Here is a 22,870-nt window from a genome sequence, read left to right as displayed (position 1 = left end):
CCACCCCTCGACACAGACGGCTGCCGCACTGGCATAACCACGCGGCATTCGTAAACCCAGCGTAGTTCGCCGCATCCCATGCGTTAAGAGGCATTGTTCCGGATGGCGGGATTGTGGTCCGTACAGAAGCGCGGCGCCTGTACGGAACGTCGCCGCGTGCTCCCGGTGTGTGGCCGTGCGCCCGTCCGTGCGCTCTTCTCCGGCCACCCGGGGAGCGGTTCCATGGCGGTGCGTGGGTCGGCCCGCTGTACTGGATCCGGTGGGCTGGGGGACGCCGCCGCCTACATCCCCGCGGGCGGCGGACCGGTCCGGGAGGCGTGGCCCGTCTCCCGGACCGTGCACCGCCGGGCGGTGCGCAGAACCTGTACGGAGCGTGTTCAAGACCGTCCGTGTGACGCCGATTTGGCCAAAAGAAGCCCCCCGCGTTTAGGGGGTGCCGACGCCCTCACCACGGGACTTGAGGGCGCATCGGGGAGCCAAAGGGCGCGTTCCGGGGGCGCATTCGCGTCGCCGGTGCGAGCCCCCCGGGAGGCACCGCGCCGTGGCCGGTGTACGGCCACCGGGAGTTGACGTCCTCGCGTGGGTATCCGCGGGGGCGCATTCATGGGAGCACACGCGGCTCCGCCGACGCTCTGCGGCGCGCCCTTCATGGCAGCATGGGGAACCAGTTCGTACGGTGCACTGGTTCCCCGGCCTGTGGAGGCGTCGATGCGGTGGTTGGTGGGGTGGAGCAGCACCGCCGTGGGAGCCGCGGGAAGCGTGAGTGGCGTCGGCTCCGCCGGGGCCACCGGGTACGACGGTGAGACGGTGCAGCCCGTGGGGTCCCAGCTCCTGTGGGGCGACCCCGACCCCCTGTGGGCGGTCGGCGACTGGCGCCCCGACGAGGTGCGCGTCGTCACCGCCGACCCCCAGACGCGGATCGCCGTCCTCGGCATCTGCGGTGCGACCGACGAGCAGCTGCGCGTCGGGCTCTTCGCCGCGCGCGGCGGGGCCCTGCGGCACCTGACCGCCTGGCCCGGCAGCTACACGGCGGTCGTCCAGGTCGGCCGGCGGATCACCGTCTGCGGCGACCTCGCGGGCGCGCGGCCGGTGTTCCACACCCCCTGGGCGGGCGGCACGGCCTACGCGACCGCCGCGCTGCCCCTGGCCGACCTCGTCGAGGCCAACCTCGACTTCGGGCACCTCGCCGCGCTGCTCGCCGCCCCGGACGTACCGGCCGCGCTGGACGACTCCACCCCGTACGACGGCGTGAGGCGCATCCCGCCGGGGCACGCCCTGATCCTGCGCGCCGGGGCACGCGAGATCGCCGGGTACGAACCGGTGGCCTCGCTGGCGGTGGCGGCACCCGCCGCCGACCCGGACCGGGCCGTGGACGGCGTGCGGGACGCGCTCGTGGAAGCCGTACGGACCCGCCTCGCCGCGCCCCGGCACGTCCCCGGTGACGGCATCGACCCCGGGCCGGTGCCGGGCATGGGTCCGGCCGAGCGCCGGGCCGCGCGCGGGATGCCGGTGCCCGGGATCGGCGCCGACCTGTCCGGCGGACTGGCCTCGGGGACGCTGGCGCTGCTGGCCGCCGGGCTGCCGGGGATGCCGGGCACCGTGCTCGGGCACGGCACGGGCGCCGGGGAGCGGCTGCTCGCCGTCACCTTCAACGACCTGGCCGTCGGCGGACGGGAGTCCGAGCTGGAGCGGGCGGGGGCGCTGGCCGCCAACCCGCGGCTGCACCACGTGGTCGTCACCGGCGGCGAGGAGGTCCTGCCGTACGCCGCGCTCGACGGGCCCCTGACCGACGAGCCCGGCTCCTGCCTGGTGTCGGCGGCACGGCACCGGGCGCGGCTGGCCGCCGGCAGCGCGGACCACTTCACCGGCTACGGGGCGCGGCAGGTGCTGGACGCCCATCCGGCACGGCTGGCCGACCTGCTGATGGACCGCAAACGGCGCCATCTGGTTCGCCCGGTCGCCGCGCTCGCCAAGGCCGACGGCTCGGTACTGGTGCCCGCGCGGGTGTACGCCGCCGCCCGGCGCCTGTCGCGCATGCCCTACCGCGCGGGCGTCGAGGGCCTCGCCGAACGGCTGCTGCGCCGGCGCTTCGACGAGTCGGCCGGCGGGGGCGGTGGCGCGATGGAGGCGTCGCTCGCCGTGCTCACCTGGGCCGGGCCCGGGCCGGCCGCGCGGTGGCTGACCGGAGAGGCACTCGCTGAAGTATCGGTTCGCCTTCAGGCGTCCACCCAGCGGTCCGGGGTCGGGCCGGGGCAGCGGCCCGGTGACTTCCGCGCGCGTGCGGCACTGGCCCGGCAGGCGGCCGACGTGCGGGTGCTGGAGCAGGCCGCCGAGATCCGCTTCCAGCGGCTGCACGCGCCCTTCCTCGACAACCAGGTGGTCCGCGCCTGCCGCGCGCTGCCGGAGGCGCTGCGCGTCCAGCCGGGGGCGCGGGCCGCGATCCTGCGGACGGTGCTGGAGGGCGCCGGGGTGAGCGAGCTGCCGAGCGGGTGGGGGGCGCCGACGCAGGCACTGGCCGCCTCCGCCGCGCGGACGGGGCTGCGGGTCGCCACCGACTCCCTGCTGGCCCTGTTCGACACGCCGCTTCTCGCGGAGGCGGGGCTGGTCGAGGCGCGGGTCGTGCGCAAGGCGGTGCGCGGGGCGGCCGCGGGCGAACCGCTGCCGCTGGACGGGCTGGCCGACCTGATCTCCCTGGAGCTCTGGCTCCGCCGCCTCCTCGCCCGCCGCGGCACCTGCTGGACCGGCACCCCGGCACGGCAACGCGCGGTTCCCGCGGGCATCGCGCCGCAACGGGGTGCGCTGGGCGGCGCGGGGGCCGTGGTGCGGCGGGCCCCTACGCGCAGGTGAAGCGCGACCCCGCCCAGTCCGCGAGCGCCGCCGGGTCGAAGGGTCCGTACAGCTCCTCGTAGGCCGAGCCGTCGCCCGAGCGCATCAGCCCGATCAGCTCGGCGTCGGACGGCGGCACGCCGCGCGGGGGCGGCAGCACGCCGTCCTCGTGCAGCTCCCGCTGTGCCGGGACGCCGCCCCGCGGGACGGACGCGGGGCCGCCCTGGCCCGGTACCCGCGGCGGGTCGCCCGGTCCGGTGCCGCCGTCACCGAGTGCGCCGTCGCGCCCGTCAACGCTCATCGCGGAAAGCCCCCGACACCTGCCCACCCAGACCCGAACACCGGGTCGGGCTGCCATGGGGGCCCATCGCCGGGGACCCGTACCGCGGACGGTCACTCGCCCGTGGCCCCGTGCGGCAACGCGGTACTGGAGGCCACCCGTTCGGGGAAGGGGTACTCCCTTGCCTCGGGCGCCCCGACGGCCCGGACATGCGCACCCCGGCCCGACGGCCGGGCCACGTCGCCCGCCCCTGAGGCCGGCATCACGCCCCGGACCCGACGGGCACCGGGCGAGACGCGTGGAGACTCCCCCGCGGCCCGCCCGACGCCGGCACCGGCCTCACGCGGGCCGCGAGCGCAGCCCTTCCAGCAGGATGTCCAGCAGCCGTGCCGAGGCCGCCGCCTGCTGCGCCGCGTCGGGCAGCGAGGGCGCCGCCGTGGCTATCACCAGCAGCACGTCCGAGACCGACACGTCCGGCCGCAGCTCGCCCGCCTCACGTGCACGGTCCACGAGCCGGCCCACGACCTCCAGCAGCGCCGCCGCCCCGTGATCCACCCCCGGGCCGAGGGACGTCGCGACGGCGGTGGACGCACCCGCCCCCAGCGACACCGCCTCCTCGGGCATCGGCCGCAGCTCACCGGAGCCCGGCTGCACCCGCTGCTGCGGCACCCGCGGCTCACCGGCCGCGCCACCACCGGCAGCGCCGTCACCGTCGTCGGCCACCCCCACCCGCAGCACCTGCGGCGGCAGCAGCCGGCCGGCGCCCGAGGCCACCGACGTGCGGAGGAAGCGCGACAGCGCCGACCACGGCTCGTCCTCCTGCCCGAGCGCCGCCCGGGCCTGATCGGTCAGCCGGGCCGTCTCCTCCTCGGCGATCCGCCGCACCAGGACGTCCTTGCTCGGGAAGCGCCGGTACACCGTGCCGACACCGACCCGCGCGCGCCGCGCCACGTCCTCCATCGGCGCGCCGTACCCCAGCTCGCCGAACACCTCGCGCGCGGCGCGCAGTACGTGCTCCAGATTGCGCTGGGCGTCCACGCGCAGGGGCGCCGTACGCCCACCGTCACCGCGTCCGCCGCCCGCCACCGCACCCATCGCGCCGCCGGGCGCGACAGCGGACGCGGACGACCAATGAGAGTCCTGAACATGCATAGACAATCCCCCGGTAATGACGTCTCCCCCCGGAGACTCTCCCCGCCATCGAAAGCGGAGCGTGTGTGACGGACCCGGTCCGCGGCCCGCCCGTCGCGGACCCCGTGAGCACATCCCCCTACACTCCGTGGGGACGAACATAGTTGAGCGGGAGTCAATTCAGAAGAGGCGTGTTCCGCACGGAGCGTCCCCCGATCGGACCACGGGCGGTATCCGTCCGGAATATGCCCCCGCCCGTTCGCCGCCCCACCCGCGCTGACCTGGGTCGGCGACCCGCACCACGGCGATCCGGCCAACCCCGCGCCCGAGTGGTCTCCGGTCACACAAATTGCCGAGCCTGTGGACAAACGCAAGCGCCGGGTGCGTCATGGGATGGTGAAGGAACGTGCGCGCATTCTCGTTGTCGGCGGCGGCTACGTCGGGATGTACACGGCCCTGCGCCTCCAGCGGAACCTGAGAGGCGAACTCCGGCGGGGCGAGGCGGAGATCACGGTGGTCACCCCCGACCCCTACATGACGTACCAGCCCTTCCTCCCCGAGGCGGCGGCCGGCTCCATCTCCCCGCGCCACGTCGTCGTGCCGCTGCGCCGCGTCCTCGGCGACTGCGACGTCGTCGTCGGCGAGGCGCACAGCATCGACCACACCCGCCGCGCGGCCACCGTCACCACCCTCGCCACCGCGGAGGAGGGCACCGGAGCCCGCCGGCTGACGTACGACGAACTGGTCCTCGCGCCCGGCTCGGTCTCGCGCACCCTCCCCGTCCCCGGCCTCGCCGACCACGGCATCGGCTTCAAGACCGTCGAGGAGGCCATCGGCCTGCGCAACCACGTCCTCGAGCAGCTGGACATCGCCTCCTCCACCCGTGACCCCGAGATCCGCGACGCCGCCCTCACCTTCGTCTTCGTCGGCGGCGGCTTCGCCGGGGTCGAGGCGCTCGGCGAGCTGGAGGACATGGCCCGCTACGCCGCCCGCTACTACCACAACGTCACGCCCGAGGACATGAAGTGGATCCTCGTGGAGGCCTCGGGCCGCATCCTGCCCGAGGTCGGCGAGGACATGGGCCGCTACACGGTCACCGAACTGCGCCGCCGCAACATCGACGTACGCCTCCACACCCGCCTGGAGTCCTGCGCGGACCGCGTCGCCGTCCTCAGCGACGGCGCCCGCTTCCCCACCCGCACGGTCGTCTGGACGGCCGGCGTCAAACCCCACCCCGTCCTCGCCGCCACCGACCTGCCCCTCGACGACCGCGGCCGGCTCGTGTGCACCCCCCAGCTGGCCGTCGACGGCGCTCCGCACGCGTGGGCCGCGGGCGACGCCGCCGCCGTCCCCGACGTCACCGCCCCCGGACCCGGAGGGCAGTGCGCCCCCAACGCCCAGCACGCCGTCCGCCAGGCCAGGGTCCTCGGCGACAACATCGCGCACGCCCTGCGCGGCGAACCCCTCGACACGTACGCGCACAAGTACGTCGGCTCCGTCGCCTCCCTCGGCTTCCACCAGGGCGTCGCCCACGTCTACGGACGCAGGCTGAAGGGCTACCCGGCGTGGTTCATGCACCGCGCCTACCACCTCAGCCGCGTCCCCACCGTCAACCGCAAGGCACGCGTGCTGGCCGAATGGGCGCTCGCCGGACTCTTCAAACGGGAGATCGTCTCCCTGGGATCACTCGAACATCCTCGCGCGGAGTTCGAACTCGCGGCCGGTGGAAAGCCTTCTCAGGAACCTCCGCGCAACCCGAAGGGGTAGTCCTGGCCCGGAGTCAGGAACTCCCCGGGCCGGCCCGGCGTCTGACGGATGTCGGCCCGGCCGGCACCCTGCCAGACTGGTCCACCACCGCGGGCGGGCCGCCGCTCACCCCGCGCGGCTCCCGGGCCCTGCCGGTTCCGGTACCGGCCGCCGACGACTACCCGAGGCAAGGATTCGTGAACTTCACGCGCTGGAGCGCCCGACTCCCCGGAACGCAGCGCCGCGCCGCAGCGCGGACCGCCCCCGCCCTCTCCCCGGACGGACGGGGAGACGGCTCCGTACCCGCCGCCCGCGCCGAACAGCTGACCGACGAGGCCCCGCCCGTACCGGCCGTCGACGACCTGCCGACGCGCGACGTCCTCGACCGCGTCCCGGCCCTCGTCGCCCTCGTCCACGGCCCCGACCACCGCGTCGCCTACGTCAACGACGCCTACGCCACGGCCTTCGGCACACGCCCCCTCGGCAGACGGGCCCGCGAGGCCCTCCCCGAACTCGACGCACTCGGGCTCTTCCCGCTCCTCGACCAGGTCCAGCGCAGCGGCAGACCCCGCACCCTCAAGTCCCGCAAGGCCCCCGACGGCCGCTCCTACACCTTCACCTGCACCCCGGTCACCGAGGGCGACCGCGGCGACCACGGTGTCCTCGTGTTCGCCACCGACGTCACCGACCACGCCGAGGCCGCCGCACGCCTGCGCGCGAGCGAACGCCGGCAGCGCGAGACCGCCGTCACCCTCCAGCGCTCGCTGCTCCCGCAGGAGCTCGAGGAGCCCGACGACCTGCGCGTCGCCGCCACCTACCACCCCGGCGGCACCGAGGCCGCCGTCGGCGGCGACTGGTACGACGTGATCACCCTCGGCGGCGGCCGCACCGCCCTCGTCATCGGCGACGTCATGGGCAGAGGCGTGCGCGCGGCCGCGGTCATGGGCCAGCTCCGCACGGCCGTGCGTGCCTACGCCCGCCTCGACCTGCCCCCGCACGAGGTCCTCCAGCTCCTCGACGGCCTCGCCACCGAGATCGACGCCAACCAGATCGCCACCTGCGTCTACGCCATCCACGACCCGAACGAGGGCCGCCTGGTGTACGCCTCCGCCGGGCACCTGCCCATCCTGGTCCGCGACGAGACGGGCACCGTCCAGCGCGCCGACGAACCCACCGGACCCCCGCTCGGCACGGGCGGCTGGATCCACGCGTCGGGCTCCATCGCCCTCACCCCCGGCTCGACCGCGGTCCTCTACACCGACGGCCTGGTGGAACGCCGCAACCAGGACCTGGACGAGGGCATCGCCGCCTTGGAACGCGCCCTGTCGGGGGCGACCGGCAGCCCTCAGGTGATCTGCGACCGTCTGGTCCGCTCGGCCGGCGTCACCCCCGACCACGACGACGACGTGGCCGTCCTGGTCCTCCAGCACCCCGCCCGCAAGGGCCCGGAGGCCGAGCTCTTCCGCAACGCCGGCCTCGAACTGCTGGGCGGCGTCGAAGCGGCCCCCCGCGCGCGTGCCTTCGCCTCCGGCGTCCTCGCCAGCTGGCGTTTCCCCGCCGACCTGCACGACCTGGGCGTCCTGGCCACCAGCGAACTCGTCGCCAACTCCCTCCAGCACGGCACGCCCCCCATGCGCCTGCGCCTGCGCCGCACGGACCGCCGCCTGATCATCGAGGTCACCGACGGCGACGACCACCTGCCCCGGCGCCGTCGCGCGGAACCGGGGGACGAGTCCGGCCGGGGCATCGCCATCGTCGCGACGATCGCCTCCAACTGGGGTTCCAGACGCACGCCCGGCGGCGGCAAGTCGGTCTGGTGCGAGTTCGTCCTGCCGAAGCCGTGAGCCGTGACGGGTGCGGCACCCGTCACGGCCTCGCTCACGCCTCCGCGGCCGCCACGGCGCCCGCCGGCGTCCCGCCCTGCGTGACCACCCGGCTCCGCGCGAGCGCCGGCTGGTTCTGCACGTCCGTGAGCTGCCGTCCCAGCCGCACCGCCAGCACCGTGATGCCCAGCGAGAACAGCAGGAACGCCACGATGTACGGCCCGTGCAGCGAGGCCCCCAGCGGACCGCCCACCGCCGGCCCGATCGCCAGCGCGAGCTGCTTCACCAGGGCGAAGGCGGAGTTGTACTGGCCCGCCATCCCGGTCGGAGCGAGGTCGGCCACCAGCGGGGCCAGCGTCGGCGACAGCATCGCCTCACCCAGCCCGAACAGCGCGTACGTCGAGACGAACGCGGCCGTCGCCATCGTCTGGCTGCCGTGCCCGAGGCCGGCGTACCCGGCCACCGCCCACGCCACGGCCCAGATCAGACCCACGGCGGCGATCACGCGCGACCGCTTCCGCCGCTCCACGAACTTCAGCACCGCGAACTGCGCGACCACGATCATCAGCGTGTTCGCCGCCAGCGCCGTACCCAGCGCGGACGTGGAGATCCCGGCGGCCTCGACGCCGTAGGCGCTCAGCCCCGACTCGAACTGCCCGTAGCAGGCGAAGAACAGCACGAACCCCAGCACGCAGAGCTGCACCATGGCCCGGTTGCCCAGCAGCTGCTTCCAGCCGCTGCCGGAGGCCTGCCCCGGCGTGCCCCCCACTCGCGGCGCACGCGGCATCCGCACCGTCGCCATCACCACGACCAGCAGCAGGAACATCGCCGCCTCGATCGCGAACAGCAGTGTGAACGACGCGGCGCTCGTGGTGTCCACCAGGTGACCACCGATGAGGCCGCCGACACCGAGCCCCAGGTTCTGGAGGAAGAACTGCATCGCGAACGCCCGCGACCGCGACTCCGACGGGGAGCAGTCCACGATCATCGTGGCGAGCGCCGGCTGCATCACCGCCTGCCCGGCCCCCAGCGCGGCGGCGGACAGCAGCACGGCGGCGGCCGTGGTCGCGAGCCCGAGGCTCAGCGCGCCGACCGCGGCGGTGACCAGGGCGACCAGCAGCACCGGCAGCGGGCCCCGCCGGACGATGGCCCGCCCGGCGAACGGCAGCACGATCAGCGCGGCCACGGCGAAGACGGCGAGTACGAGACCCGCCGTCACAGACCCCAGTCCTCGCACCTGCGCCACATAGACGTACAGGTACGGAACGGTGAAGCCCAGCCCGAACGCGCTGAGTGCGTTGCCCACGTGGATCCGGCGCATCGCCGCGCCCATTGCCCTGGTCACGTTCACCCTCTCTTGGGTAGTCGGCTTCAACCCGTTAGGGCTGAAGACTTAGAAGCTAAAGTTCGAAGGTAAAGAGTACATACCGAAGGACTTCAAGGCAAAGGAGCGGCGTGCCATACTGCGGCCATGGGCGACACCTCCGGCGCCGGCGAGCCGCCACTCGAAGAACAGATCGCCGCCTACCAGCGCGAGTTCCAGGACCTGGACCCGCAGGTGGAGAAGATCGTTTCTGCTCTCTCCCGGCTCAACCGCCGCATGAACGTCGCGTACGGCCGGCAGACGGCCGAGCTGGGCATCAGCAACACCGACTGGGAGGTGCTCAAGGCGCTCGTCCTGTCCGGTGCCCCCTATCAGCTGGGCCCCGGTGACCTCGCGAAGCGCCTCGGCCTGACCCCGGCCGCCATGACCCACCGCATCGACCGCATGGTGACGGAGGGGCTGGTCACCCGGGAGCGGGACGAGTCGAACCGGGTCCGCGTGATCGTCGAGCTGACGAGCGACGGGCGCGAGAAGTGGCTGGAGGCCATGCGCCTCGCCACGGTCTTCGAGGGAGACCTCCTCCAGGACCTCTCTGCCGACGAGCGGTCGGCTCTCGGCGAGGTCCTCACCCGCCTCCTGCGCAGGGTCGAACACGCGCAGCCCGACGCCGGCGGTCGGCTCAGCGACCTGGATTAAAGATCTTGACAGGGACGCTTGACACCCCCCTGACAGATCCGTAAGGTTCTTCGGGTTGCCACCGGGCCGTAACGGTTCTGCGGCAGCAACTCCCGCCGCGACAGCGGCACACCAAACCACCAGCACGACCTCCCCATGGGAACTGTTTCGGCGTGTCCGAATTCAATTCCGATGGGTCTCGTCGCCCCGGTCGACACCGATTGGGAAACGCCGAGAGAGTCCGCTAAGGTTTGAGACGTCGGAACGGCCCAACAGCCGGGAAGGCAACCCCCTCTGACTGGGAATCAGGCCCGAAAGGATCTGATAGAGTCGGAACCGCCGGAAAGGGAAACGCGAAAGCGGGAACCTGGAAAGCACCGAGGAAATCGGATCGGAAAAGGATCTGATAGAGTCGGAAACGCAAGACCGAAGGGAAGCGCCCGGAGGAAAGCCCGAGAGGGTGAGTACAAAGGAAGCGTCCGTTCCTTGAGAACTCAACAGCGTGCCAAAAGTCAACGCCAGATATGTTGATACCCCGTCTCCGGCCGTCAGGCTGGGACGAGGTTCCTTTGAAAAAACACAGCGAGGACGCTGTGAACGGTCGGATCATTCCTCCGACTGTTCCGCTCCCGTGTGTGTCGCACCGGCGGTGTTAATTCACTGGCCGAGTAAACATTCACGGAGAGTTTGATCCTGGCTCAGGACGAACGCTGGCGGCGTGCTTAACACATGCAAGTCGAACGATGAACCACTTCGGTGGGGATTAGTGGCGAACGGGTGAGTAACACGTGGGCAATCTGCCCTGCACTCTGGGACAAGCCCTGGAAACGGGGTCTAATACCGGATACTGACCGTCACAGGCATCTGTGACGTTCGAAAGCTCCGGCGGTGCAGGATGAGCCCGCGGCCTATCAGCTTGTTGGTGAGGTAATGGCTCACCAAGGCGACGACGGGTAGCCGGCCTGAGAGGGCGACCGGCCACACTGGGACTGAGACACGGCCCAGACTCCTACGGGAGGCAGCAGTGGGGAATATTGCACAATGGGCGAAAGCCTGATGCAGCGACGCCGCGTGAGGGATGACGGCCTTCGGGTTGTAAACCTCTTTCAGCAGGGAAGAAGCGAAAGTGACGGTACCTGCAGAAGAAGCGCCGGCTAACTACGTGCCAGCAGCCGCGGTAATACGTAGGGCGCAAGCGTTGTCCGGAATTATTGGGCGTAAAGAGCTCGTAGGCGGCTTGTCACGTCGGTTGTGAAAGCCCGGGGCTTAACCCCGGGTCTGCAGTCGATACGGGCAGGCTAGAGTTCGGTAGGGGAGATCGGAATTCCTGGTGTAGCGGTGAAATGCGCAGATATCAGGAGGAACACCGGTGGCGAAGGCGGATCTCTGGGCCGATACTGACGCTGAGGAGCGAAAGCGTGGGGAGCGAACAGGATTAGATACCCTGGTAGTCCACGCCGTAAACGGTGGGCACTAGGTGTGGGCAACATTCCACGTTGTCCGTGCCGCAGCTAACGCATTAAGTGCCCCGCCTGGGGAGTACGGCCGCAAGGCTAAAACTCAAAGGAATTGACGGGGGCCCGCACAAGCGGCGGAGCATGTGGCTTAATTCGACGCAACGCGAAGAACCTTACCAAGGCTTGACATACACCGGAAAGCATTAGAGATAGTGCCCCCCTTGTGGTCGGTGTACAGGTGGTGCATGGCTGTCGTCAGCTCGTGTCGTGAGATGTTGGGTTAAGTCCCGCAACGAGCGCAACCCTTGTCCCGTGTTGCCAGCAGGCCCTTGTGGTGCTGGGGACTCACGGGAGACCGCCGGGGTCAACTCGGAGGAAGGTGGGGACGACGTCAAGTCATCATGCCCCTTATGTCTTGGGCTGCACACGTGCTACAATGGCCGGTACAATGAGCTGCGATACCGCGAGGTGGAGCGAATCTCAAAAAGCCGGTCTCAGTTCGGATTGGGGTCTGCAACTCGACCCCATGAAGTCGGAGTCGCTAGTAATCGCAGATCAGCATTGCTGCGGTGAATACGTTCCCGGGCCTTGTACACACCGCCCGTCACGTCACGAAAGTCGGTAACACCCGAAGCCGGTGGCCCAACCCCTTGTGGGAGGGAGCTGTCGAAGGTGGGACTGGCGATTGGGACGAAGTCGTAACAAGGTAGCCGTACCGGAAGGTGCGGCTGGATCACCTCCTTTCTAAGGAGCACTTCTTACCGAGTCCTTCGGGGTGAGGTCAGAGGCCAGTACATCAGCGAATGTCTGATGCTGGTTGCTCATGGGTGGAACGTTGACTACTCGGCACACTTGACCAGCTCGGTCTCCTAGTACTGCTTCGGCGTGGAACGGGATCGGGTGGCGAGGGTGTCGGGCACGCTGTTGGGTGTCTGAGGGCACGGCCGTATGGCTGGGTCTTCGGTGCCGGCCCCAGTGCACTCGGGATGTTGTCCCGGGGTGATGGGTGGTTGGTCGTTGTTTGAGAACTGCACAGTGGACGCGAGCATCTGTGGCCAAGTTTTTAAGGGCGCACGGTGGATGCCTTGGCACCAGGAACCGATGAAGGACGTGGGAGGCCACGATAGTCCCCGGGGAGTCGTCAACCAGACTTTGATCCGGGGGTTTCCGAATGGGGAAACCCGGCAGTCGTCATGGGCTGTCACCCGCTGCTGAACACATAGGCAGTGTGGAGGGAACGCGGGGAAGTGAAACATCTCAGTACCCGCAGGAAGAGAAAACAACCGTGATTCCGGGAGTAGTGGCGAGCGAAACCGGATGAGGCCAAACCTACGACGTGTGAGACCCGGCAGGGGTTGCGTCGTGGGGGTTGTGGGATCTCTCTTCTGTCGTCTGCCGGCGACAGGACGAGTCAGAAACCGTTGATGTAGGCGAAGGACATGCGAAAGGTCCGGCGTAGAGGGTAAGACCCCCGTAGTCGAAACATCAGCGGCTCGTTTGAGAGACACCCAAGTAGCACGGGGCCCGAGAAATCCCGTGTGAATCTGGCGGGACCACCCGCTAAGCCTAAATATTCCCTGGTGACCGATAGCGGATAGTACCGTGAGGGAATGGTGAAAAGTACCGCGGGAGCGGAGTGAAATAGTACCTGAAACCGTGTGCCTACAAGCCGTGGGAGCGTCGGACATCAGCTTGCTGATGTCTCGTGACTGCGTGCCTTTTGAAGAATGAGCCTGCGAGTTTGCGGTGTGTTGCGAGGTTAACCCGAGTGGGGAAGCCGTAGCGAAAGCGAGTCCGAACAGGGCGTTTCAGTAGCACGCTCAAGACCCGAAGCGGAGTGATCTAGCCATGGGCAGGTTGAAGCGGAGGTAAGACTTCGTGGAGGACCGAACCCACCAGGGTTGAAAACCTGGGGGATGACCTGTGGTTAGGGGTGAAAGGCCAATCAAACTCCGTGATAGCTGGTTCTCCCCGAAATGCATTTAGGTGCAGCGTCGTGTGTTTCTTGCCGGAGGTAGAGCACTGGATAGGCGATGGGCCCTACCGGGTTACTGACCTTAGCCAAACTCCGAATGCCGGTAAGTGAGAGCACGGCAGTGAGACTGTGGGGGATAAGCTCCATGGTCGAGAGGGAAACAGCCCAGAGCATCGACTAAGGCCCCTAAGCGTACGCTAAGTGGGAAAGGATGTGGAGTCGCACAGACAACCAGGAGGTTGGCTTAGAAGCAGCCACCCTTGAAAGAGTGCGTAATAGCTCACTGGTCTAGTGATTCCGCGCCGACAATGTAGCGGGGCTCAAGCGTACCGCCGAAGTCGTGTCATTGCAGCATGTAGCCCCAACGGGCGCTGTGATGGGTAGGGGAGCGTCGTCTGCCGGGTGAAGCAGCACCGGAAGGTAGTTGTGGACGGTTGACGAGTGAGAATGCAGGCATGAGTAGCGATACAAACGTGAGAAACGTTTGCGCCGATTGACTAAGGGTTCCTGGGTCAAGCTGATCTGCCCAGGGTAAGTCGGGACCTAAGGCGAGGCCGACAGGCGTAGTCGATGGATAACCGGTTGATATTCCGGTACCCGCTGTGAAGCGTCAAACATCGAGCATCGTGATGCTAAGGCCGTGAAGCCGTTCCGGACCCTTCGGGGAAAGGAAAGTGGTGGAGCCGCTGAACCAAGCGGTTAGTAGGTGAGTGATGGGGTGACGCAGGAAGGTAGTCCATCCCGGGCGGTGGTTGTCCCGGGGTAAGGGTGTAGGCCGTGCGATAGGCAAATCCGTCGCACTTGTGGCTGAGACCTGATGCCGAGCCGATTGTGGTGAAGTGGATGATCCTATGCTGTCGAGAAAAGCCTCTAGCGAGTTTCATGGCGGCCCGTACCCTAAACCGACTCAGGTGGTCAGGTAGAGAATACCGAGGCGTTCGGGTGAACTATGGTTAAGGAACTCGGCAAAATGCCCCCGTAACTTCGGGAGAAGGGGGGCCACGTCTGGTGACGAGTCTTGCACTCTGAGCTGGGTGTGGCCGCAGAGACCAGCGAGAAGCGACTGTTTACTAAAAACACAGGTCCGTGCGAAGCCGTAAGGCGATGTATACGGACTGACGCCTGCCCGGTGCTGGAACGTTAAGGGGACCGGTTAGCTCCATTTCGGTGGGGCGAAGCTGAGAACTTAAGCGCCAGTAAACGGCGGTGGTAACTATAACCATCCTAAGGTAGCGAAATTCCTTGTCGGGTAAGTTCCGACCTGCACGAATGGCGTAACGACTTCTCGACTGTCTCAACCATAGGCCCGGTGAAATTGCACTACGAGTAAAGATGCTCGTTTCGCGCAGCAGGACGGAAAGACCCCGGGACCTTTACTACAGTTTGATATTGGTGTTCGGTTCGGCTTGTGTAGGATAGCTGGGAGACTTTGAAGTCCATACGCCAGTATGGGTGGAGTCGTCGTTGAAATACCAGTCTGGTCGTGCTGGATGTCTAACCTGGGTCCGTGATCCGGATCAGGGACAGTGTCTGATGGGTAGTTTAACTGGGGCGGTTGCCTCCTAAAGAGTAACGGAGGCGCCCAAAGGTTCCCTCAGCCTGGTTGGCAATCAGGTGTTGAGTGTAAGTGCACAAGGGAGCTTGACTGTGAGACCGACGGGTCGAGCAGGGACGAAAGTCGGGACTAGTGATCCGGCGGTGGCTTGTGGAAGCGCCGTCGCTCAACGGATAAAAGGTACCCCGGGGATAACAGGCTGATCTTCCCCAAGAGTCCATATCGACGGGATGGTTTGGCACCTCGATGTCGGCTCGTCGCATCCTGGGGCTGGAGTCGGTCCCAAGGGTTGGGCTGTTCGCCCATTAAAGCGGTACGCGAGCTGGGTTTAGAACGTCGTGAGACAGTTCGGTCCCTATCCGCTGTGCGCGTAGGAGTCTTGAGAAGGGCTGTCCCTAGTACGAGAGGACCGGGACGGACGAACCTCTGGTGTGCCAGTTGTCCTGCCAAGGGCATGGCTGGTTGGCTACGTTCGGGAGGGATAACCGCTGAAAGCATCTAAGCGGGAAGCCTGCTTCGAGATGAGGACTCCCACCCACTTGATGGGGTAAGGCTCCCAGTAGACGACTGGGTTGATAGGCCGGATCTGGAAGCACCGTGAGGTGTGGAGGTGACCGGTACTAATAGGCCGAGGGCTTGTCCTCAGTTGCTCGCGTCCACTGTGTTGGTTCTGAAACCACGAACAACCCGTCCCCGGTCACAGGGGCGGCTGGTTGTCTGTTTCATAGTGTTTCGGTGGTCATAGCGTTAGGGAAACGCCCGGTTACATTCCGAACCCGGAAGCTAAGCCTTTCAGCGCCGATGGTACTGCAGGGGGGACCCTGTGGGAGAGTAGGACGCCGCCGAACAAATATTGGGAAAACCCCGCACCTCACGGTGCGGGGTTTTCTGCGTTTCAGGGCCCTTTCAGGACGGCTGCACCAGCTTCGTGTCGTACGCCAGGATCACCGCCTGGACGCGGTCCCTGGAGCCCGTCTTGGCCAGGATGCGGCCCACATGCGTCTTCACCGTCGACTCGGCCAGATGAAAGCGCTCCGCTATCTCCGTGTTGGTCCAGCCCTGGCCCATGACCATGAGGATCTCGCGCTCGCGGTCCGTGAGCGAGGCCAGCCTCGGGTGGGAGGCGTCGTCGGACGGGGCATCGGCCGCGGTCCCGGCCGGCAGATGGTGCACGTACGCGTCGAGGAGACGGCGGGTCAGACTCGGGGCCACCACGGCGTCGCCCGTGGCCACCGCGCGGATGCCGGAGAGGAGTTCCTCCGGCTGGGCGTCCTTCACCAGGAAACCGGAGGCACCGGCCCGCAGGCCGGCATAGGCGTACTCGTCGAGATCGAAGGTGGTGAGGATGAGCACCCGGGTGCGGTGGCCGGCGGCCATGATGCGGCGGGTCGCCTCGATGCCGTCGAGACCCGGCATGCGGACGTCCATGAGGACGACGTCGGGGTGGAGTTCGGCCGTCAGACGGACGGCCTCCGCGCCGCCCGTGGCCTCGCCCACCACCGTCATGTCGTCCTGGCTCTCCAGGAGCATCCGGAAACCGAAGCGCTGAAGGGGCTGGTCGTCGGCGATGAGGACGGTGGTCACTGCGGGGGTTCCTCCGGTAGGTACAGGTGAACACGCCAGCCCCGGTCGGGGCGCGGACGCGGGCCGGCCTCAAGTGTGCCGCCGTACAGGGATGTTCGCTCCCGCATCCCCGTCAGTCCACGGCCGTCGGAGAGCGCGGGGGCCGGGCCGCCCCGGCCGGTGTCGGTGACGGTGAGGGTGACGGCGCCACCGGCCTCGTAGGCGAGGTCGATCCGGGCGGTCGCGTCGGGGCCGGCGTGCTTGAGGGTGTTGGTGAGGGCTTCCTGGATGACGCGGTACAGGGCGAGTTGGCGGCCCGGTGGCAGGGCGGCGTCGCCCTTGACGGAGGTGCGGACGGGCAGGCCGGCCTTGCGGACACCGTCGAAGAGCCGGTCGAGGTCGGTGAGGGCGGGCTGCGGGGCCAGCTCGGCCTGCTTCTTCTCCTCGTCGCGCAGGACGTCGAGGAGGCGGCGCAGTTCGCCCAGGGCCTGGCGGCTGGTGGTGCCGATGGCGTCGAGGGCCTGGGCGGCGCGTTCCGGGGACTTGGCGGCGGCGTACCGGCCGCCGTCGGCGAGGCCCGTGATGACGGAGAGGTTGTGGCCGATGATGTCGTGCATCTCCCGGGCTATGCGGGCCCGTTCGGCGGCGGCCGCGAGCTGTGCCTGCTGGTCGCGCTCGATCTCCAGGCGGCGGGCACGGTCCTCGAGGACCTCGGTGTAGTTGCGCCGGGTGCGGACCGTGACGGCGATGAGGGCCACCACGCCCATGGACAGCAACTGCGAGCCGACCTGCTGGTTCCAGGGGCCCACCTCCTCTCCGTACCGGACCAGCGTGACGCACGTCGGGACGGTCATCAGGACCGTGGCCCACCACAGGTTGCGCAGCGGCAGGCGCAGGGTGATGTGGAAGAGCAGGGCCAGCTGGAGCATGGAGACCTGGAGGGCGGCGCCCGTCCAGGCGTTCACCACGGCGACCGGGGCCACGGCGAGGAGCGCGGCGCGGGGGTGACCGCGACGCCAGAGCAGGGGGACGGAGAGGCCGAGACTCAGGGCGAGGACGAGACCCCCGGGGACGCCGGGGTCCTGGGCGACGCTGCGCCAGCCGCCGCCGGCGTAGTCGATCAGGGCGGCCGTCACCCAGAAGCCGGTGACATGGAGGTCCCACACGAGCGGTCTGCGTCGGTCGAACGCACGCACCCGCCGGTTCACGCGCTGCACGTACTCGGTGAGCGGCTCGGCCGCTCGCTCTTCCCCCACGGGCTCCATCCGACCATGGTCGGGCCCGCCGGCGCGGCGGGCGTCCGTCCGGGACCGTATATGAGATGAGGGGCGTGGTACCGGGGTATTACGGTGGCCCGCATGAGTGCCTCGGTTCCCGGTGACTACGTGATCCGGTCCATACGTGCCGACGAATGGCCCGCCGTGAAGGAGTTGCGGCTGCGCGCGCTGCGGGACCCGGTCGCGCACCTGGCCTTCCTTGAGACCTACGACGACGCCGTGGGCCGGTCGGACGCCTACTGGCAGGAAAGGGCGGCAGGTGCCGCCGAGGGGGCGTCCGGGGCGCAGCAGATCGTCGCGGAGGGGCCGGGCGGGCAGTGGCTCGGCACGCTGACCGTGCTGATGGAGGAGGCCGGGACGACGGACTGGGCCGGTCTCCCCGTGGACCGCAGGCAGGGGCACGTCGTCGGCGTGTTCGTGCGGCCCGAGTGGCGGGGGAGCGGACTGACCAAGGCCCTGTTCGACGCCGGTCTCGAGTGGGCGTGGGCCGCCGGGGCCGAGCGGGTGCGGCTGATCGTGCACGAGGACAACGGACGGGCCCAGGGCTTCTATCTCAAGGCGGGCTTCGCGCCGAGCGGCCGGACCGTGCCGCTGGCGGGCCGGCCGGAGGAGATGGAGCTGGAGTTCGCCGTCGAACGCTGATCACCGCTCCCGCGGCCCTCGCCCCGGGTCCTCGGCGCTTCCGGCGCCGCTACACCGGCAGTTCGTCGTGCGGCCAGCGGGCGCGGCCCTGTTCCCGGGAGCGGAGCAGGGCCAGGGCCGGCATGCCCCGGTCCGCGCCGGTGGCCAGCAGCTCGGGGAGCTGGGGCAGCGGGGCCACGGCGGCGACGTCGTCCAGGACGAGCAGGAGTGGTGGGTCGAGCCGACCGGAGGATGACCGTTCGGCCATGCGCCGGCCGCGCTCGACCACGCTGGAGACGAGCGCCGTCAGCAGCGGCATGGCGCCCGGGCTCGTCCGGGGGTCCTCGATGGATTCCCCCACCACGTAGAGCGTGCCCTGTTCGTGGACGAAGGAATCCAAGGCGAGGGCATCAGTTCGGTTGGGAGTGCACGCCTCGCGGATGTTGACCACGGAGAGGGCGGCCAGAGCGCGCGTGGTCAGCTGCTGAGCCATGTCCCGGCGTTCGGGATGGGCGGTGAGGGCCGCCTCCAGTTCGCCCGCGGCGCCGGGGGCGGCCTTGGGGTTGGTGCGGAGGATGCGTACGGCGTCCTGGATCTGGCCGCCCTGGGACCAGCGGTGGACGTGGCGGATGGTGCGGCCGTCGACGGCGGCCGCGTGCAGGTAGCTGCGCAGGAGCGTGGTGGCGGTGTCGCTGACGGCCTGGTCGAGCCGTGCGGTGGGCCGGACCGGGGTGAGGAGCGCGGTCGCCCTGGCCACCGCCGTCGGCTTGTCCTCACAGCCCGCGGTGGGGGACCAGTGGAGGCGGGCCGGGGTGTCGCAGAGGTGCGTGGGGTCGTAGAGGAGGACTGGACCCAGTTTGGCGCGCGCGTCCTTGGTGTCCTGCCACAGGGCGGGGTTCGACGTGACGACGAGGGCGGGACCGTCCGCGTCGCTCACGGCCTGCGCGGCGGTGGATCGGCGGCTCTCCCGCGTGCCCAGCAGGATCTTCTCCCGTCCGCCGTGCCCGCCGTCGAGGGGTGAGGCCGTGGGCGTCCGCTCCGTCGCCGGCCGGGCCTGCGGAGCGTCGGCCGGTGCGGGCTCCGGGGCGGTCCTCGGAGGCGGCACCTCGTGGCGGGGCGGCTCCGCGGGTGCCTGCGCCGACGGGGCAGGGGTCCAGGCCGGGGCGGTCGGCGCGGGCCCCGCGGCCTGCGGCGGTCCGGACGGCGTCCGGGGAACGGGCGGCGGTGGCACCTGGCCCGCCGGTGACTGCGCGGCCCGTCGCCGCTGCCGAACGGCCCTCCAGCGGGCCACCGTGCCCATCACGAACACGGCCAGGACCACGAGGATCATCAGCTGGCCGATGAACAGCCCCCAGAACAGCCCGTATCCCGAGAGGCCCTCCGCGGGGGCGTCCGGCCAGGCGCCGGTGATGTCGTGGGGCTCGGCGATCAGGTGGCGCATGGCCAGGGGCGTACCGGCGAAGGTGATGCCGGCGGGCCAGGAACCGTGGGCGAACAGGCCGGCGAGGCCCGTCGCCGACCACACCAGCAGGGTCATGCCGAGGAGGAAGGCGAGTATGCCGACCAGCAGGCCGTCGGGAACGCCCCCCTGCTGCCCGGGCCGCTGGTCGCGGCGGTCGTCCGGTCTCATGGGTCCCTCCCGCCGCGCCTACGCCACCGTCGATTCGGACGAGTCGCCGATGTGCTGCTCCATGAAGGCCGCCGCGCGCTCCTCCGCCTCCAGCTCGGCGGCGCGCAGGGCGTCGTCCGCGAGGTCGGCCGAGGACTCGGTCATCGCCCGGTCCGTGAAGACCAGGGGGCGTTCGGTCTCGGTGATCAGGTGTTTGACCACCTGGACATTGCCGTTGACGTCCCACACCGCGATGCCGGGGGTGAGCGAGGGGATGATCTCCACCGCCCACCTGGGCAGGCCGAGCACCCGGCCGGTCGCCCGGGCCTCGTCGGCCTTCTGGGCGTAGATCGTCCGTGTCGACGCCATCTTGAGAATGGCCGCGGCCTCCCGGGCCGCCGCGCCGTCCACGACGTCCGACAGGTGGTGCACCACCGCCACGAACGACAGACCCAGCCGGCGCCCGAACTTCAGCAGCCGCTGGAACAGCTGCGCCACGAAGGGGCTGTTGATGATGTGCCAGGCCTCCTCGACCAGGAAGATGCGCTTCTTCCGGTCGGGGCGGATCCAGGTGTGCTCCAGCCACACGCCGACGATGGCCATGAGGATCGGCATGGCGATGGAGTTGCGGTCGATGTGCGACAGGTCGAAGACGATGAGCGGCGCGTCGAGGTCGATGCCGACGGTCGTCGGGCCGTCGAACATGCCGCGCAGGTCGCCGTCGACGAGCCGGTCCAGTACCAGCGCCACGTCCAGGCCCCAGGCCCGTACGTCGTCTATGTCGACGTTCATCGCCTCGGCCGACTCCGGCTCGGGGTGGCGGAGCTGCTCGACGATGTCGGTAAGGACGGGCTGGCGCTCGACGATGGTCTCGTTGACGTAGGCGTGCGCGACCTTGAGCGCGAAGCCGGAGCGCTCGTCGAGGCCGTGCCCCATGGCGACCTCGATGATCGTGCGGAGCAGGGCGAGCTGCCCCGTCGTGGTGATCGCCGGGTCCAGGGGGTTGAGCCGGATGCCGTGGTCCAGGGCGGCCATCGGGTCCAGCCGGATGGGAGTTATCCCCAGCTCCTCGGCGATCAGGTTCCACTCGCCCACGCCGTCCTCGCCCTGGGCGTCCAGGACGACGACCTGGCGGTCGCGGAAGCGGAGCTGGCGCAGCACGTAGGTCTTCTCCAGCGCCGACTTGCCGTTGCCGGACTCGCCGAGGACGAGCCAGTGCGGAGCGGGGAGCTGCTGGCCGTAGAGCTGGAAGGGGTCGTAGATGTAGCCCTTGCCGGAGTAGACCTCGCGGCCGATGATCACGCCGGAGTCGCCGAGGCCGGGTGCGGCGGTGGGCAGGTAGACGGCCTGTGCCTGGCCCGTGGAGGTGCGGACCGGGAGGCGGGTCGTCTCGACCTTCCCGAACAGGAAGGACGTGAAGGCGTCGGTGAGGACGGACAGCGGGTCCCGCATCAGGCTCAGCCCCTACCTTCGGATGCCGGTGGCGAACGGAAGTGTGTTCACGAAGGCGCGGTGGTGCTCACGGTCGCACCATTCCAGTTTCAGGTACGACTTTCCGGCGGAGGCCCTTATCGTCCGCTTGTCGCGGGCGAGCGCCTCGGGGGAACGGGAGGAGACGGTGATGTAGCCGACCAGGTTGACGCCGGCCGCGCCGCTGGCGAGGTCCTCGCCGCGCTGGTCGAGGCGGCTGTGGGCGGCGATGTCGCGCGGGTCGACGGTCCGGTTCATCTTGGCGGCGCGGGAGGCCTCGGCCTCGTCGTTCGTCTTCTCGGTCAGCATGCGTTCGATGGCCACCTCGGTGGGTTCGAGGTCCATCGTCACGGCGACCGTCCGGATGACGTCCGGGGTGTGCACGAGCAGCGGGGCGAGGAAGTTCACGCCCACCGGGGTCATCGGCCACTCCTTGACCCACGCCGTGGCGTGGCACCAGGGGGCGCGGGTGGAGGACTCGCGCGTCTTGGCCTGGAGGTAGGTGGGCTCCATGGCGTCCAGCTCGGCCGGCCAGGCGTTGCGCTTGGTCATCGCCTGGATGTGGTCGATCGGGTGGTCCGGGTCGTACATGGAGTGGATGAGGGAGGCGAGCCGGCCCTGGCCGAGCGGCTGGCGCACGCGGATGTCGGCCTCCTGGAGGCGCGAGCAGATGTCGGTCAGCTCGCGCGCCATCACCACCGCGAGACCCGCGTCCCGGTCCACCTTGCGCCCGTTCTGCGCGCGGGCCGCCCGGGCCATGGTGTGGGCCTCGGCGGCCAGTTCACGCGTGTAGTGCATGCAGGCGATGAGGTAGGCGCGGTGCTGCTCGCTGCTGGTGGACACCATGGACTGGAGCTGGTCGTACGACTGCTGCAGCCACGGCAGCGCCTTGTCGTCGCCGCGCTGGGCGACGTCCTTGGCGTGCGCGTCCGGGTCGGCCGGGAGGGTGCGGGCGAGCATCTGGATGCGGGTGACGAAGCCGTCGCCGTTGGCCACGTGCTTCAGCAGCGTGCCGAAGCGGTCGACGAGGGCCTCCTGGTCCTCGGAGTCGCGCAGGCCGACGCCGGGGCCCTCGATCTCGATCGCGGCCGTGACGGTCTTGCGGTCGGCGTGCAGCAGCACGGCGATCTCGTCCGGCCCGAAGGGCGCGGCCAGCCAGGCGATGCGGCCGATGCCGGGCGGCGGGCCGACCTCGATCTCCCGGCCGTCGAGCCGGGTGCCGGCCTCGACGGCACCGGAACGGTAGGTGGTGCCGTTGCGCAGGGTCCGCTTGAAGCTGCGGTTGATCTCGAACCACTTGTAGAACGTGCGGTGCTTGTACGGCACGTAGACCGCCGCCAGCGCGATCGTCGGGAAGCCCATGAGCAGCACGATGCGCAGGGTCAGGACGGGGACGAGGAGACCGCACATCATGCCGAGGAACGCGCCCGCGATGATCAGCGCGATCTCGCCGGTCTCGCGGTTGCGGCCGACGATCGCGTTCGGCCGGGCGCGGCCGATCAGATACGTACGGCGGGGCGTGACCGGATGGGACATGT

General features: G+C 69.5%; 12 protein-coding genes, 3 rRNA genes and 1 pseudogene. 8 read left to right on the top strand and 8 right to left on the bottom strand.

The window, feature by feature from the left end; all coding sequences use genetic code 11:
* Nucleotides 1-708: 708 nt before the first annotated feature.
* On the top strand, nucleotides 709-2,847 hold the full coding sequence (locus AC0VYN_RS34330; protein ID WP_475534108.1) for an asparagine synthase-related protein: 2,139 nt from the start codon (nucleotides 709-711) through the stop codon (nucleotides 2,845-2,847).
* Between the two features lie 46 nt (nucleotides 2,848-2,893).
* On the opposite strand, the pseudogene AC0VYN_RS34325 reads toward AC0VYN_RS34330, so the two are convergent.
* Nucleotides 2,894-3,127: pseudogene (locus AC0VYN_RS34325) on the bottom strand (sigma-70 family RNA polymerase sigma factor); the annotation flags it as partial.
* Between the two features lie 318 nt (nucleotides 3,128-3,445).
* A complete protein-coding gene (locus tag AC0VYN_RS34320; RefSeq protein WP_475534107.1) occupies nucleotides 3,446-4,258 on the bottom strand; it encodes a TetR/AcrR family transcriptional regulator in 813 nt (270 codons plus the stop codon).
* Nucleotides 4,259-4,630: 372 nt separating this feature from the next.
* Between AC0VYN_RS34320 and AC0VYN_RS34315 the strand changes: the two genes are divergently transcribed.
* Nucleotides 4,631-6,004 carry an NAD(P)/FAD-dependent oxidoreductase gene (locus AC0VYN_RS34315; protein WP_475534106.1) on the top strand — a complete coding sequence of 458 codons (1,374 nt, stop codon included), beginning with the start codon at nucleotides 4,631-4,633 and terminating at the stop codon, nucleotides 6,002-6,004.
* 176 nt (nucleotides 6,005-6,180) lie between these two features.
* Nucleotides 6,181-7,827 (top strand): ATP-binding SpoIIE family protein phosphatase, encoded by a 1,647-nt coding sequence (locus AC0VYN_RS34310; RefSeq protein WP_475534105.1) that lies wholly within the window; start codon nucleotides 6,181-6,183, stop codon nucleotides 7,825-7,827.
* Nucleotides 7,828-7,861: 34 nt separating this feature from the next.
* Here AC0VYN_RS34310 and AC0VYN_RS34305 read toward each other — a convergent pair whose 3' ends face one another.
* A complete protein-coding gene (locus AC0VYN_RS34305; RefSeq protein WP_475537043.1) occupies nucleotides 7,862-9,139 on the bottom strand; it encodes an MFS transporter in 1,278 nt (425 codons plus the stop codon).
* Between the two features lie 138 nt (nucleotides 9,140-9,277).
* On the opposite strand from AC0VYN_RS34305, the gene AC0VYN_RS34300 reads away from it, so the two are divergent.
* From AC0VYN_RS34300 to rrf, 4 genes are all read left to right on the top strand, one after another.
* Nucleotides 9,278-9,826: a MarR family winged helix-turn-helix transcriptional regulator gene (locus AC0VYN_RS34300; protein WP_475534104.1), complete on the top strand. Its 549-nt coding sequence runs from the start codon at nucleotides 9,278-9,280 to the stop codon at nucleotides 9,824-9,826.
* Nucleotides 9,827-10,480: 654 nt separating this feature from the next.
* A 16S ribosomal RNA gene (locus AC0VYN_RS34295) occupies nucleotides 10,481-12,006 on the top strand.
* A gap of 309 nt (nucleotides 12,007-12,315) precedes the next feature.
* Nucleotides 12,316-15,436: ribosomal RNA gene (locus tag AC0VYN_RS34290) — 23S ribosomal RNA — on the top strand.
* Nucleotides 15,437-15,523: 87 nt separating this feature from the next.
* Nucleotides 15,524-15,640: ribosomal RNA gene (gene rrf / locus AC0VYN_RS34285) — 5S ribosomal RNA — on the top strand.
* The 16S, 23S and 5S rRNA genes sit together here, the layout of an rRNA operon.
* Before the next feature lie 58 nt (nucleotides 15,641-15,698).
* Here the strand turns inward: rrf and AC0VYN_RS34280 are convergent.
* Both AC0VYN_RS34280 and AC0VYN_RS34275 read right to left on the bottom strand, forming a co-directional pair.
* On the bottom strand, nucleotides 15,699-16,376 hold the full coding sequence (locus AC0VYN_RS34280) for a response regulator (protein ID WP_475534103.1): 678 nt from the start codon (nucleotides 16,374-16,376) through the stop codon (nucleotides 15,699-15,701).
* The gene (locus AC0VYN_RS34275) at nucleotides 16,373-17,620 is read right to left on the bottom strand and encodes a sensor histidine kinase (protein ID WP_475534102.1); all 1,248 of its coding nucleotides are present in this window, start codon (nucleotides 17,618-17,620) and stop codon (nucleotides 16,373-16,375) included. Before AC0VYN_RS34275 ends, AC0VYN_RS34280 begins: the two co-directional genes overlap by 4 nt.
* Before the next feature lie 93 nt (nucleotides 17,621-17,713).
* Here AC0VYN_RS34275 and AC0VYN_RS34270 point away from each other — a divergent pair, with 93 nt between their 5' ends.
* On the top strand, nucleotides 17,714-18,274 hold the full coding sequence (locus tag AC0VYN_RS34270) for a GNAT family N-acetyltransferase (RefSeq protein ID WP_475534101.1): 561 nt from the start codon (nucleotides 17,714-17,716) through the stop codon (nucleotides 18,272-18,274).
* 49 nt (nucleotides 18,275-18,323) lie between these two features.
* Here AC0VYN_RS34270 and AC0VYN_RS34265 read toward each other — a convergent pair whose 3' ends face one another.
* From AC0VYN_RS34265 to AC0VYN_RS34255, 3 genes are read right to left on the bottom strand one after another with little or no spacing between them, the layout of a single operon-like run.
* Complete coding sequence (locus AC0VYN_RS34265) at nucleotides 18,324-19,883, bottom strand: TraM recognition domain-containing protein (RefSeq protein WP_475534100.1); 1,560 nt, start codon at nucleotides 19,881-19,883, stop codon at nucleotides 18,324-18,326.
* Between the two features lie 18 nt (nucleotides 19,884-19,901).
* Nucleotides 19,902-21,314: an ATP-binding protein gene (locus AC0VYN_RS34260; RefSeq protein ID WP_385458056.1), complete on the bottom strand. Its 1,413-nt coding sequence runs from the start codon at nucleotides 21,312-21,314 to the stop codon at nucleotides 19,902-19,904.
* Nucleotides 21,315-21,326: 12 nt separating this feature from the next.
* Complete coding sequence (locus tag AC0VYN_RS34255) at nucleotides 21,327-22,868, bottom strand: SCO6880 family protein (protein ID WP_475537042.1); 1,542 nt, start codon at nucleotides 22,866-22,868, stop codon at nucleotides 21,327-21,329.
* Between the last annotated feature and the right edge of the window lie 2 nt (nucleotides 22,869-22,870).

The sequence above is a fragment of the Streptomyces sp. 63XJN7_1_ISO-PGPR-S23-121 genome, from assembly GCF_056173025.1.
This window is presented reverse-complemented; position numbering and strand designations above follow the sequence as displayed.